Annotated in this window: 9 protein-coding genes; 1 reads left to right on the forward strand and 8 read right to left on the reverse strand. The window is 65.6% G+C overall.

The window, feature by feature from the left end; all coding sequences use genetic code 11:
• Positions 1-16: 16 nt before the first annotated feature.
• The 8 genes from BM019_RS20835 to BM019_RS20870 form a co-directional block, all read right to left on the reverse strand.
• Entirely contained in the window at positions 17-1,432 is a 1,416-nt protein-coding gene (locus BM019_RS20835) for a DHA2 family efflux MFS transporter permease subunit (RefSeq protein ID WP_092419810.1), read from the reverse strand.
• A complete protein-coding gene (locus BM019_RS20840) occupies positions 1,429-2,649 on the reverse strand; it encodes a type III PLP-dependent enzyme (protein ID WP_092419813.1) in 1,221 nt (406 codons plus the stop codon). The genes BM019_RS20835 and BM019_RS20840 overlap by 4 nt, the downstream gene beginning before the upstream one ends.
• On the reverse strand, positions 2,642-4,444 hold the full coding sequence (locus BM019_RS20845) for an IucA/IucC family protein (RefSeq protein WP_092419816.1): 1,803 nt from the start codon (positions 4,442-4,444) through the stop codon (positions 2,642-2,644). The genes BM019_RS20840 and BM019_RS20845 overlap by 8 nt, the downstream gene beginning before the upstream one ends.
• A gap of 234 nt (positions 4,445-4,678) precedes the next feature.
• Positions 4,679-6,055: a diaminobutyrate--2-oxoglutarate transaminase gene (locus BM019_RS20850; RefSeq protein WP_092420455.1), complete on the reverse strand. Its 1,377-nt coding sequence runs from the start codon at positions 6,053-6,055 to the stop codon at positions 4,679-4,681.
• Positions 6,056-6,415: 360 nt separating this feature from the next.
• Positions 6,416-8,830: a TonB-dependent receptor gene (locus BM019_RS20855; RefSeq protein WP_092419819.1), complete on the reverse strand. Its 2,415-nt coding sequence runs from the start codon at positions 8,828-8,830 to the stop codon at positions 6,416-6,418.
• A 68-nt stretch (positions 8,831-8,898) separates the two neighbouring features.
• The gene (locus tag BM019_RS20860; protein ID WP_009043996.1) at positions 8,899-9,864 is read right to left on the reverse strand and encodes a FecR domain-containing protein; all 966 of its coding nucleotides are present in this window, start codon (positions 9,862-9,864) and stop codon (positions 8,899-8,901) included.
• A complete protein-coding gene (locus BM019_RS20865) occupies positions 9,864-10,373 on the reverse strand; it encodes a sigma-70 family RNA polymerase sigma factor (RefSeq protein ID WP_007925423.1) in 510 nt (169 codons plus the stop codon). Before BM019_RS20865 ends, BM019_RS20860 begins: the two co-directional genes overlap by 1 nt.
• A 227-nt stretch (positions 10,374-10,600) precedes the next feature.
• Positions 10,601-12,745, reverse strand: a complete 2,145-nt coding sequence (locus tag BM019_RS20870) for a phosphocholine-specific phospholipase C (RefSeq protein WP_009043997.1) — start codon at positions 12,743-12,745, stop codon at positions 10,601-10,603.
• Positions 12,746-13,035: 290 nt separating this feature from the next.
• Between BM019_RS20870 and BM019_RS20875 the strand changes: the two genes are divergently transcribed.
• On the forward strand, positions 13,036-15,750 hold the full coding sequence (locus BM019_RS20875) for a hypothetical protein (RefSeq protein ID WP_092419822.1): 2,715 nt from the start codon (positions 13,036-13,038) through the stop codon (positions 15,748-15,750).
• Positions 15,751-15,789 lie beyond the last annotated feature (39 nt).

The raw sequence follows: 15,789 nt of genomic DNA on the forward strand, positions 1-15,789 counted from the left end.
CTTGTGCAAAGAAGGGTTAACGGTGTTCGAGGGCGCCGGGCACAGCCTCGGCGGTCTCGTCGGAAAGGGGAAAACGCCAGGCGCAGGGCAACGCCAGCAGGATCAGCAGGCCGGTGACCACGAACACCTCGCTGATGGCGGACGACATGCCCGCCTGGGCCTGCACGCCGCCATCGACCAGGCGGAACTCCAGCCACAGCGAGGCGATGACAATGCCCAGGGACGACACCAGGCGCCGCGAGATGTTGTTCATCGCCGCGCCCTGGGTGACCATCGGCTCGGGCAAGGCATTCAGCCCGGCGGTGGTCACCGGCATGTACGACAGGCCCAGGCCGGCGCCGCGCAGCATCATCAGCACGAACACCAGGCCGATCGCCGCATTGGCCGGGAGCAGGCCCAGGGCCAGGGTCGACAGCCCGGTCAGTAGCAGGCCGATGGACACCACCCGGCGCGGCCCGTGGCGGTCCAGGGCAGTGCCGCCCATGCGCCCGAACAGGCTGGCGAACACCGCCGTGCAGAGCAGCGCCAGGCCGGTCCAGATGGCGCTGTAGCCGAGCACCGTCTGCACCAGCAGCGGCAGCAGCACCAGGCACTCGAACATGCCCACCGATTGCACCACGGCGATGATCACGCTCAGGCGATAACCGCGCAGGGCGAAGATCCGCAGGTTGAGCAGCGGCGCCTCGCGGCGCAGCTCCAGGCGGACAAAGGCCGCCAGGCACAGCAGCGCCACCAGCAGCAGGCCCAGATTCAGCGGATTGGCCAGCGCGGCGGCGTGGTGCAGGCGGCTGATGGCGATCATCAGCAGGCCGATGCCCGAGGCGATCAGCAGGTAGCCGGCCAGGTCGAATGGCTTGCGCTCGGCCGGCTCGGCAGCCGGCAAGACCGCAAGGCCCATCAGCAGCGCGACGACGCCGATCGGCACATTCATCAAAAACAGCGAGCGCCAGCTGAACCACTCCAGCAGCAGGCTGCCGCACAGCGGGCCCACCGCCGGCGCCAGCATCACCGCCGCGCCCCACAGGCCGGTGACCCGGCCGCGCTCGTCCTTGGCGTACACCGAAAAGATGATCGCCAGGGACAGCGGGATCATCAGCCCGCTGGCGATCCCCTGCACCACCCGCGCGGCGATCACCAGGGCGATGGAATCGGCCAGGGCTCCGAGCAGCGAACCGCCGATAAACAGCGCCACGCCCCACAGGTACAGGCGCCGGCGGCCCAGGCGCTGGCTGAGGAAGCTGGTCAGCGGCATGGTCATGCCCATGCTGGTCATGAACGCCGCGACTATCCAGGTAGCCATCAGCGGGCCGATGGCGAACGCCTGCATGAACGCCGGCAACGCCGGGTTCAGTGAGCTGTTGTTGAGGCTGACGGTCATAGTGCCAAGCAGCACGTTGACCACCACCCAAGCGCGCGGTGCCTTGAAACTCACAGACCGGCTCCTTCGAGCAATTCACCCTGGCGCAGGAAGTGCTGCGCCGGCCGTGGATGACAGAGGAAATCGGCGTGGGAAATGTTGTAGCCATAGGCCCCGGCCATCGGCAGCACCAGCAGGTCACCGACGCTGACACCCTTGAGCGGCTGGGCCCGGCTCAGCACATCCTTGGGCGTGCACAGCTGGCCGACCACGGTCCAGGCCTGCTCCGCGCTGTGCGCCGGTTGCGGCACGCGCGGCAGGTGAATCAGCGGGTGGTCGTGGCTCTGCGCCGCAGGCAGGCGGAACTGATGGGTGCCGCCGCGACACACCAGGAAGTGCTCGCCGTGGCTGGTCTTGGTGTCCAACACTTCGATCACGTAGTAACCGCAGAAGGCGCTGATAAAGCGCCCCGGCTCGAAGCGCAGAATCGGTGCCTGAGCGCCCTGCTCCGCCAGCCGGCGTTCCAGGTAGCGACACAGGCGCTGCCAGTCGAACTGCTGGCCACTGAGGTAATCGACGCCGATGCCGCCGCCGACATTCAGGTGGGTCAGTTGCTCGGGGTGCGCCGCCAGGGCCTTCCACAGCGGCCAGCGTTGCAGATAGAAATCCAGCAACTGCTCATGGCGCTCCACCGACTGCTGGTGGGACATGGCGTGCACATGGAAACCCTTGAGGCGCAGGTGGCTGGCGCGGTCGACCCTTTGCACCGCCTCGGCCAGCTCCGCCTCGTCGATGCCGAACGGCGTGGCGGTGCCGGCCATGGCCAGCCGGCTCGACTGGTTCTGCGGCAACTGCGGGTTGATGCGGATGAATACCGGCTGTACTCGCCCGGCTTCTTCGGCCAGGCGTTGCAGGCGCTCGATCTCGTTGAGGCTTTCCAGGTGCACCGCTTCCACCTGATGGGCCAGGGCCGCGCGCAGGTCGGAATCGAGCTTGCCCGGGCCGGAAAACACATAGGGCTTGCGGGTCGGACAGGCCACCACCCGCTCGATCTCGCCACCCGAGGAAATCTCGAAACCACTGACCAGCGGGGCCAGCGCCGCCAATACCGGCGCCTCGCTGTTGGCCTTGATCGCGTAATACAGCTCGACCCCGGCCGGCAACGCCGCCATCACCTGCCGCACATGGGCCTGCAAGGCGTCCAGGTCGTAGATAAAGGCCGCCAGCGGGTCGGCACTGCCGGCCCGGGCCAGCTCGATGGCGCGCAGGACCGCCTGGGACAACTCAACCATAACGGGCCTCCTCGCTCCACGGCGAACTCAGGCTGACGTAGCCGGCCTGGCGGTCGGCCTTGGCGGCCAGGCGCACCTTGAGGTTGGTCTTGCAGGCAATCGGCTGGCCGGCGATCAGCGCGTCCAGTTCCGGCGCCGGGCGTACCAGCTCGTCACGGATGCGCCGCAACTGTTGCTCGACCCGTTGCCACATCAGCGGCGCCAGGTGCGGGCGTTCCCAGCTCAGGGCCAGCACCGCTTCCGACAGGTTGTTGATCAGCAGGCAATAGGTGATGCGGCTCCAGCCCTGCTCGCGGGAATACAGCAGCGACTGGCGCACCCGCGGGTGCAGGCCGACCTCGATCTGCGCCATGCCCAGCTCATCGGTAAGCTTGACCCCCTCGAAGTCCCGCAGCAGCAGCTGTTGCGGCTGGCCCTGGTCGTGGATCAGCACGCTGTTCTGCAGGTGCGGCTCCATCACCACGCCATGGTTGAAGAACAGCGCCAGCACCGGCCGCAGCAGCAGCGCCTGATACTGGTCGAACCAGTCCACCAGCTGCTCGTCCGCCAGTTCACTGGCGTTGAAACCTTGCAGGAAGTCATGCACCAGCGGCCGCGAATGGATGTCGCGGGCGAACAGGGTGCCGGCCATCACGCTGCGCTCGGCGCCGGCGCGGCGGCAGAAGTTCTCCCGCAGGATCGCTCCGGTCTGCTCGCGGAACCAGTGGGCATCGGCCTCGCTGGCCTGGGCCGGGGCCCAGCTCATGGAGCCCGGCTCGGCCACCGCCGACAGCCCGCCGAGGGTCTCGGCCTGGGTCAGCTGCAGGCGCTGGAACAGCTGGTCGATGATCAGCGTGCTTTCCAGCTCGTACCAGGCGTTCTTGCGCACGCAATTGGTGATGCGCACGTTCAGCGAGCCCTTGATGAAAAAGTCGTGGTCCTCGATGTACCAGGTGCGCATCGAGGCCGTCGGGCTGGCCACCGGCCCGGTGGCCCCATGGTCGATCACCTCGCCCAGCTCCAGCAGGCGCTGCACGCGGCGGTCCTGCATGAACAGCTCGGCCTGCACCGGGTGCATGCAGATCATCGCGTGCCCCGGGCGCGCCCGGCCCTGGTCGGCGAAACCGGCCATCACCTGCTCCTCGCTGAGGCCGCTGGCGGTCACCCGCAGGCCCTGGCGCGGCACTTCGAACAGGTGCAACGCGGTCTCGGCCTGGAATTCCGGGGCGTAGGTTTCCTGGGCCAGGTGTGCCGGCCACAGCCGCGCCTTGGGCGCCGGATGGTTGGGGTGGCCGAACCACAGGCCCTGCTCGCTGGCCAGGTAGCCGCTCAGCGGCGCCGGGCCCTGGCCGTCCATGTTGTGGGCAACGATGGCGGCGGTCAGCGACTGGCTTTGCAGCACCTGGTCCAGCAGCTCGTCGTTGCTGGCCCGGGTCATGTGCTCGCAGGCGCCGAGCAACTGCTCGACGAACTCGGCAAAGGCCAGGCAGCGCCAGGTCTCGCCTGCTTCGCGCCGGGCATACACGTCCGACAGGTAACGGTGGCTGCCCAGATGGTCACGGCGGTCGACCATGACGAAGAACTGCTGCCGGTTGGGCAGGTCGATGGTCAGCGGAATGCCCTTCCATTCCAGGCCGTCCAGGTAACTGCCGGGCGCGATACCCTGCATCTGTGTCGGCCAGCTGTAACTGAGGCAGTTTTCCGGCAAGGCGAACTCTTTGATCAGGCAATTGAGCAAGGCGCGAGTGGTCGCCAGCTCACTGACCATCTTCGATAAAACATGCTTTGATAAAACATCGCGTTCCGAATAATTCATACATGCTCCACAGTAGCCCGTGCGGTCACTGGCTGCGTACTGTCGCGGCAAATAGTTAGTTGCTCTTCGGCCGTACCGAAAGCCGACAGATACCCGTCGAACGAACTCGTCCGCTCGCAATTTCCTGCAACCTTGAACAAGAAAAACCTGTCACCCGACAGTTATTCAACCAAGACTTCAAAGTGTGAAAAACGACACACTTTCATCGAACAGGGTTCATTTCAAAACAGCACTTCAGGCACGTACCTGCAATAAAGCGTCCGCCATTGCGCGGGTAAACCGCTGGATAACTTGCTGGCACTGTTCGTCGTCGATGACCAGCGGCGGCAACAGGCGGATCACATTGCCGCGGCGTCCGCCGCGCTCCAGCAGCAGGCCCTGTTTGAAGCAGTGCTGCTGGATGGCCACGGCCAGGCCCGGGTCCGAGGGGAAATGCCCGTGGCGGTCGGCCGGCTGGCGCTCGTCGACGATCTCGATGCCCAGCATCAGGCCGCGCCCGCGCACCTGGCCCAGGGCCGGATAGGTCTGCTGCAAGGCCGTCAGTTGCTCCTTGAGCCACTGCCCGCGGCGCTCGGCCTGGGCCGCGATGCCCTGGTCGCGCAACACTTGCAGGGTCGCCAGGCCCGCGGCCATGGCCATCTGGTTGCCGCGGAAGGTGCCGGCGTGGTTGCCCGGCTCCCAGGCATCGAACTCGCGCTTGATGCCCAGCACCGCCATCGGCAGGCCGCCGCCCACCGCCTTGGACATGACGATCATGTCCGGCTCGATGCCGGCGTGCTCGAAGGCGAACATCTTGCCGGTGCGGGCAAAACCGGCCTGCACTTCGTCGAGGATCAGCACGATGCCGTGCTGGCGGGTCACTTCGCGGATCGCCCGCAGCCAGCTGGCCGGCGCGCAGTTGACCCCGCCCTCGCCCTGCACCGCCTCGAGAATCACAGCCGCCGGCAGCGACACGCCGCTTTCCACGTCTTCGATGAACTGGGTGAAATAATGGGTCAGCGCCTCGACCCCGGCCTCACCGCCGATCCCCAGCGGGCAGCGGTATTCGTGGGGGTACGGCATGAACTGCACGCCCGGCATCAGGCCGGCGATGGCGTGCTTGGGCGCGGTATTGCCGGTCAGCGCCAGGGCGCCGTGGGTCATGCCGTGGTAGGCCCCGGAGAAACTGATGACGTTGTGCCGCCCGGTATGGGTCTTGGCCAGCTTCAGCGCCGCTTCCACCGCGTCCGCCCCGGACGGCCCGCAGAATTGCAGGCAGTAGTCGCGGCCCTGGCCCGGCAGCAGGCCGAGCAGGGTTTCACTGAAGGCGTCCTTGACCACGGTGGTCAGGTCCAGGGTGTGCATGGGCAGGCCCGAGGCCAGGAAACTGTCGAGACTGGCCATGATCGCCGGGTGGTTGTGCCCCAGGGCCAGGGTGCCGGCGCCGGCCAGGCAGTCCAGGTAGGTCTTGCCTTCGACGTCGGTGACCCAGACCCCATGCGCCTTGGCGATGGCCAGCGGCAACTTGCGCGGATAACTGCGCACATTGGATTCGAACTTGCCTTGCCGGGCCAGATAATCGGCATTGGTTTTTTGCAGAGGACTAGTGCGCAATATGCCATCATTCAACATCTGTTCACCCTCGTTAAATTCGACATGCAAATTATTATCATTAATAAAAGCGCGCAACTACTTATTCAAACTTATTTGGAATAATCGCATGGTACTTGCGGATATAAGTTAATTATCGCGCCCACGCCAAAAACCAAGTTGATAAACTTGGTAAAACGTCATTTATGACGTATGAAACTGCCATGTTATTGCCATCTTTCCGACAACTTCATTAGTTGCCATTAAATGGCCAACACCTCATTCAAGAGGCGAGCAAGTTGATCAACTGATAACGGACATACTTTCTTCCTCGACCAAAGGAACCGGTCATGACCAACACGGCGGTGCGCCCTTCCCTGTGACGCTGGTCCGCTTCGCTTCTTAGAAACCCACGGTGGCCGAGAGCAACAGGGTCCGAGGAGTCGCCAGGGTCAAGCCCGGCTCGCTGTCGTCCGAGGCCCCGGCCGAACTCCAGTAACGCTTGTCCAGCACGTTCTCGACATTGGCGCGCAAGGTGATGTCCTTGTCGTCGAGCTTGAAGGCGTAGCGCGCGCCCAGGTCGAAACGCTCCCAGGAATCGATTTCCTTGCTGTTGGCCTGGTCCAGGTACTGCGAGCTGGAATAGATGCCGCGTGCGGTCAGGGTCAGGCCCTGGACCTTCGGCACGTCCCATTCGGCCCCCAGGTTGACGTTGTACTTCGGCGTGGCCGGCGCGCGGTTGCCGTCGAAGGTGCCGTTGGTGGTGTCCTTCAGTTCGCTGTCGATGTACATCACCCCGCCCAGCAGGCGGAAGCCCTTGAGCGGTTCACCGAACACGCTGAGCTCGACACCGTCGTTCTGGCGCTTGCCGTTCGGGCCGAAAACCCGGGTGGTGGCGTTGGTCTCGTAGGCCGGCTGCTTGATGCGGAACACCGCGGCGGTCAGGGCAAAGGCCCCGGCGTCATACTTGGCGCCGGCCTCGACCTGGCGGCTGATGAACGGCGGGAAGATTTCGTCTTCGTTGATCGAGGTCGACGGCGCGATCTTGCCCTGGCTCAGGCCTTCCATGTAGTTGACGTACAGCGACAACTGGTCGGTGGCCTTGAACAGCAGGCCGCCCGAAGGCGAGACCTTTTCCTCGTCGTAGGCGGTGTCGCCCTTAATACCGTCGCTCCAGTCGTCGACCTTGACCCGCTGCCAGCGTGCGCCGAGGGTCAGCAGCAGGCGGTCATCGAAGAAGCCCAGGGTGTCGGACAGCGCCACGCCGCTGAAGCGGTTCTCGGTGTAGACCTTGGGGTCGAAACGCGTCGGTCGCGACGGGGTCGGCGTCGGCCGTGGGTTATAGAGGTTGCTGGGGGACGCGGCATAGCGCGCGCCGCCGTTTTCGAAATCCATGTAGAAGTAGCTGGCCGCCAGGTTGACCTCATGGCTCACCGGGCCGGTGTGGAACCAGCTGCGCACGCCCGCCGTGGTGGTGCGCACGTTTTCGTCGCGGGTGAAGTCGCGCGGCTGCACGCTGAAGTCGCCGGCGTCGTTGGTGATCGACACGGCATGCCGGAGGAAGTCGTGGTTGCTTTTGCGCGCGCCGACGCCGCCGTACAGCATGATCGAGTCATTGACGTCGTATTCGGCGTTGACCGTACCGAAGGTGTCCTTGGTCCGTGCCTTGCTCCAGGACTGCGCATAGTTGTGCCGCACATCGTCGGCGTCCGGCACCTTGGCGTTGGCGCCTATCTGCACCCGCTCCTGGGGTGCGTCGGTATCGCGCTCGGTGTGGCCGATGTCGGTCGACAGCCGCAGGCGTTCGCCACGGAAGTCCAGGCCCAGCACCGCCATCTCGCGGTCGACACTCTGGTGATCCCACTTGGTATCGCCGGACTGCTTGACCGCGTTCAGGCGCACGCCGAACTTGTTGTCCTCGCCGAAGCGCCGGCCGATGTCCACCGCGCCGCCCACTTGGCTGTCCGAGGCGTAGCTGCCGGTGAATTCGGTGATGGGCTTGTCGGTGGCGCGCTTGGGCACCACGTTGATCCCGCCGCCGACGCTGCCCCGCGGCGAGATGCCGTTGATCAACTGGGTCGGGCCCTTGAGGATGTCCACCCGGTCGGCCATTTCCATGTCGATGGTGTAGGTCGGCAGCACACCGTACAGGCCGTTGTAGGCGACATCGCTGTTGAACAGGCTGAAGCCGCGGATGGTGAACTGCTCGTAGCGGCCGCCCGCCGGGTTGGTGGCGCGCACCGAGGGGTCGCTGGCGATCAGGTCGCCGAGGGTCCGCGCCTGCTGGTTCTTCACCACTTCGCTGGTGTAGGTGGTCATGCTGAACGGCGTTTCCATGAAGTCCTTCGAGCCCAGCAGGCCTTGCGAGCCACGCCGCGCCACCTGGCCACCGGCGAAGACGTCGCTGTCGGTCGCGCCGCTGGCGCCGAGAATCGAAGTCGGCGCCAGTTGCAGGCTGCTGCCTTGCGGCGCCGGGGTCAGGATGTACGCCTGGTCGCCCACCGGTTGCAGTTGCAGGCCAGAGCCTTGCAGCAAGCGGGCAAAGCCCTCCTCCACCCCGTACTCGCCGGACAGGCCGCCGCTGTTGCGGCCGCTGACCAGCTGTGGGTCCACCGACAGGTTGACCCCGGCGAGGCCGGCGAAACGGGTCAGCGCGGCACTCAGCGGGCCGGCCGGCACCTGATAGCTGCGCCGCGCGGCGTCGTCGGCCAGGCTGGCCTGGATGAATAACGGGCTGGAACTGAGTGTCAGGATGAGGCCCAACTGCAACAGTCCGGGGGAAACCGGACGCAAACGGTATGGCAATACTACGGGCATGGGAGGAAGCTCTCGTTTTTTGTTCACTTACCTGGAATGACCGGCGAGGCGAAAAAAAGGGACAGGCTTCAGCCAATATTTTTTTGCGGGGGTTCTTTTGCCGAAGTCAGGGTGACCCAATAACGGGTGCGCGAATGCACCTCCAGCGGCAGGCTGGCGGCCAGCAGCGACAGCACGCGGTCGGTGTTGTCGAGACGGAAGCTGCCGGTGACGCGCAGGGCTTCCAGTTCCGGATCCCAGCGCAGCAGGCCCGGACGATAACGGCCGAGCTCGCGCAGGAAATCCCCCAGGGGCTGGTTCTGCGCCATCAGCACGCCGTCGCGCCAGCCCGGCAACTGCGCGTCGAAGGCATCGATCTGCCCGGCGCCGTCCACCCGCAGCCGCACCCGCTGGCCTTCGCGCAACAGCAGTTGCGGGCCGAACAAGGGTTGCAGCTGCACCGAGCCGCTGACCACCGACACCCGGCAATCGTGTTCGTTGAGGCGCACGCAGACTTCGCTGCGGCTGACGACGATGCGGCCATATGGCGCCTGGATGGTCAGCGGCGCGCTGCCGGTGACCTTGAGCGCCATCTCGCCGCGCACCAGGGTCACCTGCCGGGCGCCCAGGTCGACGTTGACCGCGCTGGCGGTGTTCAACTGCAAGGCGCTGCCATCGGCCAGGGATAATTTGCGATGTTCGCCAGTGCCGGTCTGCAGGTCGGCGCGCCATACGTCCAGGGGCAGCTGGCGCCCCAGCAGCCAGGCGGTCGGCACCAGCGCGGCGACGCCGAGGGCACGCTTGAGGACCGCTCGCCGCGACGGCTCGGGACGCCGGTCCAGGGTAGCCATCGCCAGGGCCGACGGCAGCGCGGAGAAACGCTGGCGCAGCAGCTGCGCCTTCTGCCAGGCGCTTTCGTGACGGCTGTTGCTGTTGCGCCAGTGCTGCAGGCGCGCGTGATCGTCGGCGTTGGCCGCGCCGGACTCCAGCAGCGCCAGCCACTGGGCTGCGGCGCGGGCCACCTCGCGGGTTTCGCTGGACGGCGCCGAGCGCATCACAGTTCCACCAGCAGGCAGTGTTCGTAGGCCTGGGCCATGTAGCGCTTGACGGTGCGTTCCGAGACGTCGAGGCGTTCGGCGATCTCGCGGTAGCCCAGCCCTTCCAGCTGGCTCCAGAGAAACGCCCGGCGCACCAGGGGCGGCAGGCCGTCGAGCAATTCGTCGAGGGCTTGCAGGGTTTCCAGCAGCACCCAGCGCTGTTCCGGGGACGGCACGCTGTCTTCGGGCAGGCTGGCCAGCGCGTCCAGGTAAGCCTGTTCCAGTTTGCGCCGGGTATAGAAGTTGCTCAGCAGGCGCTTGCCCACGGTCACCAGATAGGCCCGTGGTTCGCGCAGGTCGACCAGCTGCTGGGAGCTGGTGAGCACGCGCAGGAAGGTGTCCTGGCTCAGGTCCGCCGCATCCCAGGCGTTGCCCATGCGCTGGCGCAACCAGCTCTCGAGCCAGCTGCGATGATCGCGGTACAGGGCATGTAGGCTTTGCTCCGGTGGCGTCGCTGCTTCAATCATGTCAAGAGCCCTGCGCGAAGGATTATTCAAATGAGACTGATTCTAATTAATATTCATTAGGCAAACCAAGTCCTTTCGTGTGATTGGGTTCTGGTTTTCGTCTGCTGGGGAACATCGGCGGGTGCCCTGGAACCAGGGTCCCAGGGACTGAAGAGATCCAGGTGAAGCACCCGGTCGGCTGTTGAAACAGCGCCCGGCCCCTTGCGGGCCGGGCACGATTGCGCGGTTTACACGCCCATCAACGGGTCGCTGATGCTGTGCGCACCGGTTTCCAGGCGCCCGGCCAGGCGCCGCAGCCAGCCGCCCTCGCCGCGCAGGGTCAGGTCGTACCAGCCGCCGCTGGCCTGGCAGGCGAACATCTGGTGGACCTCGCTGCGCCCGGGCACGTCGAAACGCCATGGCCCCTGATGGGTGTAGGGGCAACGCTCGATGGTGATCGACACCGGCTCCTTGCCCGGGTTGCTCAGGGTCAGCTGCAGGTTGTTGCCGCGGCTGAACATCGACACCTCGGGCTGACGCTCCAGCAGGTTGCCGTGGAAGCTGCGGTGAAAGCCGTTAGGCCCCAGCAGCCACAGCTTGTAGCGGCCCGCGGTCTGCCAGCTGTCCTTGAGCTGCTTGCCCGCCTCCACCGTATAGCGACGGGGAATGTCCAGCAGGTGCAGGCGATCGTAGACATGGAACACCGCGCCCTGCTCGCCGCTGTTCTGCAGGCTCAGGGTCAGGCTCAACGCCTTGCGCTTGGCCTTGGCCTCGACATTCAGCCGATACGGCAAGGCTCGCGATGGCCGGGCCACGCGCTGCTGCTGCGGCAGTTGCTGGCGGCTGGGGTCCGGCAGCGGCACCTGGGCCAGTTGTTCCTGGCGCTGGCGCAACAGGTCCGCGGCCTGGCGGGTGGTGGTGTGCAGCGGCGGGAGGATTTCGCTGTTGGGATTGACGAAGTTGAAGGCCGAAGTCAGGTCGCCGCACACCGCGCGGCGCCAGGCGCTGATGTTCGGCTCGCGCACGCCGAAGCGCTTCTCGAGAAATTGCAGGACCGAGGTGTGGTCGAACGCCTGGGAGTTGACCCAGCCGCCGCGGCTCCAGGGCGACAGCACCAGCATCGGCACCCGCGGGCCGGGGCCGTAGATGCCGCCGTCCGGACGCGGTTGCTGGGTGGTCCCCGGTGGCGCCGGGTGGGTGAACACCTCGCTGTCGAAATCCACCGTGGACTTGCCGGCGAAGCTGCCGTCCAGACGCCGTGAAGGTGCCGAGGGCGACGGCAGGTGGTCGAAGAAACCGTCGTTCTCGTCGTAGTTGACCAGCAGCACGGTCTTGCTCCAGACCTCGGGATTGTCGGTCAGCGCCTTGAGGATTTCCTGGGTGAACCAGCCACCCTGTACCGGGCTGGACGGCCCCGGGTGCTCGGAATAGGTGGCCGGGGCGACGATCCAGCTGACCTTGGGCAGCTTGCCCTGCTGCACATCGTTGCGAAACCCGGCGATCATGCCTTCCAGGTCGCTGCCGCTGCGCGCCGGCAAGGTGTTGCCATTGCCCTTGTACAGCGGCACCCGGGCATTCAGCGCATCGCTGTACGGCACGAAGGCGGTGAAGCCTTCCGGCGGCTGCGCCGGGTTGCCGGCCGCCACGCTGGCGCGGCGGTACTGGCGGAAACCGGCCAGCGGGTTGTCGCCGAAGTTGTCCGGCAGGTACTGGTAGATCTTCCAGCTGACGCCCCGCTCTTCCAGGCGCTCGGGGTAGGTTTTCCAGGTGTAGCCGACGTCCACCGCGCCCGGGCCGTCCCATTCGTTGACCACCGCCGCCACGTTGGCGCCGGTCGGGCCGTTGGTGCCGGTCCAGTGGAACAGGCGGTTGGGGTTGGTCCCGGCGTGCACCGAGCAGTGGTAGGCATCGCACAGGGTGAAAGTGTTGGCCAGGGCGAACTGGAACGGCAGCTCCTGCTCGCGGTAGTAGCCCATGGACGTGTTGGTCTTGAAGGTCGGCCAGGCGCTCATGCGCCCGCTGCCCCAGGCCGCGTGCTCGTCGATCCACGAATGCGGCGTGCCGTTGACCCGCTGCGCGTTGCCCCGCGAGCTGTCCAGATGATACGGCAGCACCACTCGCCCGATGCCCTGCTGCTCCCACACCGAACGCTTGCCGGGCAGCGGGATGGTGAAGCGATCGCTGAAACCGCGGACCCCGGGCAAGGTGCCGAAGTAATGGTCGAAGGAGCGGTTTTCCTGCATCAGGATCACCACGTGCTCGACGTCGCGGATAGTGCCGGTGCGGTTGTTGGCGGGGATCGCCAGGGCCTGGCGGATGGAGTCTGGCAGTAAGGTAAAGGCCGAGCCGATAGCGGCGGCCTGCATGAGCTTCCTGCGAGTGAGAGTAGGCATACGCGGTTGAATTCCTTGAAGTTACAGGGCGGGAAATAGCGACCCACGCAAAGTAGTGACCTCAAGTAACAAGCAAGTTACACGGCGGTTGCAGGCCGCGGTCAAGGCATTCATTGATCTTGATACAGCCGCATTAACTCTCTAAGCCGATGATTTTTAATTACATTTCTAAATAAAGAATATTTCGTGAACTTCATCCCGAGTTGCTCCTTGTATTCGGAAAAATCTGACAGTGTTCTGCTTTAATCCTATTTGCACAATGCCACTACTTCAGTTTGCAAGGAGCAATCATGGACTCGACCCAGCACTACGAGGGGGAAAGGAAGCGCATCGAGAACCGCCGTACTGCATTGGGTCTCAAATACCTTCCCGCGCCGGCCGGCCAGCCTCCCAGGATCTGGGGGCTGGCGCTGTCCGGGGGCGGCATCCGCAGCGCCACCTTTTGCCTGGGGGTGCTGCAGGCGATGGCCCGGGCCGATGCGCCGGAACAGGCCAACCCACGACCGTCGAAGACACCGCAAGACAACCTCACCACCACCCTGCTGCCGCGTTTCGACTACCTCTGCACGGTCAGCGGCGGCGGTTATATCGGCAGTTTCTTCTCCAGCCTGTTCATCCCCAATCGCCTGCGCCGGGAGCAGGCCCAGGAGCGCGCCGAAGCCTCGCACCTGTCGCCCGCCCAGCAAGCGGCCAGGACCGCGGCGGTCAACGCCTATGAGGTCCTGCACTACGAGCCGCCGGGACGTATCAGTACCCACACCGACTACGCCAACGCCAGCGACAAAGACATCGGCAAGGGCCCCACGGCCTGGCTCCGGGAGAACGGCCGCTACCTGACCCCGACCGGCTCGGGGGACGCGCTCTACGCCCTGGCGATCACCTGGCGCAACTGGCTGTCGCTGCACTTTGTCATCGGCATGCCGATTGTCCTGGTCCTGTCGTTGCTGATGCTGTTGCAAGTGAAGTGCGTGCCCAATCTGTTCCTGCTGCCCGGCGCGGTGTTCCTCCTCGGCTTGCTGCCCTGCTGCCTGGCCTACTGGCTGGTGCTGCCGAAAAACAGCCTGAGCAATCCTCCGGCCCTGAGCAACCTGGCGGCCGTGGCTTGCACGGTGATGGTGCTGGTCTTCATCGGTATCTGGGCGCTGCTGCAACAGCCGGACGACAGGCCGAACGTACGCTACCTGTTCCTCGGGTTCGCCGCCATCGCGCTACTGGGCATCGCCTACGCCTGGCTGCTGATCTGGCGCCTGAAATACCGCACCCGCAAGGCCAACGACGAAGACGGAATCTTTACCGTGCGCAACTACCGGGTCGAGGTCACCCGGGTGCTGTCGCAGATCATCATGGCTCTCGGGGTGCTGCTGTTCGCCGCGTTCCTGGTGTCGCTCTCCGAAGCGATCTACCTGCACCTGCAGAGCCTGACCCAGGGCACCATCGGCATTCTCCCGGTGCTGATCTGGCTGGTGCGCCGCGTGGCGCTGTTGCGGGACGAGAAGAGCCTGCCGGGCTGGCTGCGCCTGCTGCCCCTGGAGGTCATGAGCCTGATCGGCGGCGTGCTGTTGCTGGCGGCGGTCTGCCTGGCGTGGATGCTGTTCGTGATATGGGTCACCGCCGATGGCAGCTTCGACCTGCAGGAAGACGGGCATGTGCTGCGGCTGGCCCTGCTGGCCGGGGTGGCGGCGGCCCTGACCTGGGTCAGCAGCCGCTTCGTCGGTTTCCTCAATACCTCGTCCTTGCAGTCCTACTACAGCGCGCGCCTGGTCCGCGCCTACATGGGCGCCACCAACGGCAAGCGCTTCGACGGCACGCCCGAGCAACGGCGCAAGCACATGAGCGTGGCCGAGCCACTGAGCAACGACGACATCAGCGTCGAGCACTACTACGGCACGCCGAACGCCGGCCCGCTGCACCTGATCAACGTGACCATGAACCTCACGGTCGACCCCGCCGAGCAACTGGTGCAGCGCGACCGCAAGGGCAAGCCGCTGTGCCTGGCGCCGGGCAGCGTCAAGGGCGAAGGGGCCTTCATCCTCGACGGCAAGCTCTATCAGCGCGACCTGGAGAATATCCCCGCTTCGGAAATCGCCTACCCGCTGACCATCGGCCAGTGGATCGGTGTTTCCGGCGCGGCCTTCACCACCGGCCTGGGGCGCGCCACCAGCCTGGGCATGTCGCTGCTGCTGGGCCTGGCCAACGTGCGCCTGGGCAACTGGTGGCCCAGCCGCTTTATCGACGCTAAACCGGAAAAGCCCAGGCAATCCCTGGGCCTGAAGCTATCGCGCTGGCTGCCGACCCAGACCTACCTGTTCTACGAATTGACCGCGCACTTCCATGGCCATCGGCGCGCCTATCAGTACCTCTCGGACGGCGGCCACTTCGAGAACACGGCGGCCTATGAACTGCTGCGCCAGGAACGCCAGGTCGAGCTGATCGTGATGTGCGACTGTGGCTGCGATCCCGACTACCGGTTCGACGACCTGAGCAATCTCATCCGCCTGGCGCGCATCGACCACGGCCTGGAGATCAGGGAAGACGCAGCGATCACCGGGGACGAGGTACTGGGCAAAGTGTTCGGGCGCATGGAGGACTTCAAGATCGCGCCGTCACCGGCGGACCCGCATTGCGCGCTGCTGCTCAACGTCTACGCCTGCACCGCGCCGGACACCCTGGTCAGTCGCATCCTGGTGCTCAAGCCCCGGCTGATCCCCTCGGTATCGCCGGACGTGCAGAACTACGCGCTGATCAACACGTCCTTCCCCAACCAGCCCACCGTCGACCAGTTCTTCGACGAGGCGCAGTTCGAAAGCTACCGCCAGCTCGGCTTGAGCATCGGCCAGCAGGTCTTCGGCAAAGGGGTCAACGGCGATGCCATCGCCCGGGCGCTGTGGCGCTACCTGCGCGACCACCCGGCGGCAAGCGCGCACGAGGACGACCAGCCCAAGCCGTCGCGGCCGAGCCGCAATGGCCAGCGCCGCCCTTCGGCAGACAGGCCTCCCCGCGCATGACACTGGAAATGGCGCCGACCCCGGGGGCTCGCGGCCAGG

It is taken from the genome of Pseudomonas sp. NFPP07 (assembly GCF_900115645.1).
Classification (GTDB): Bacteria; Pseudomonadota; Gammaproteobacteria; order Pseudomonadales; family Pseudomonadaceae; genus Aquipseudomonas; species Aquipseudomonas chlororaphis.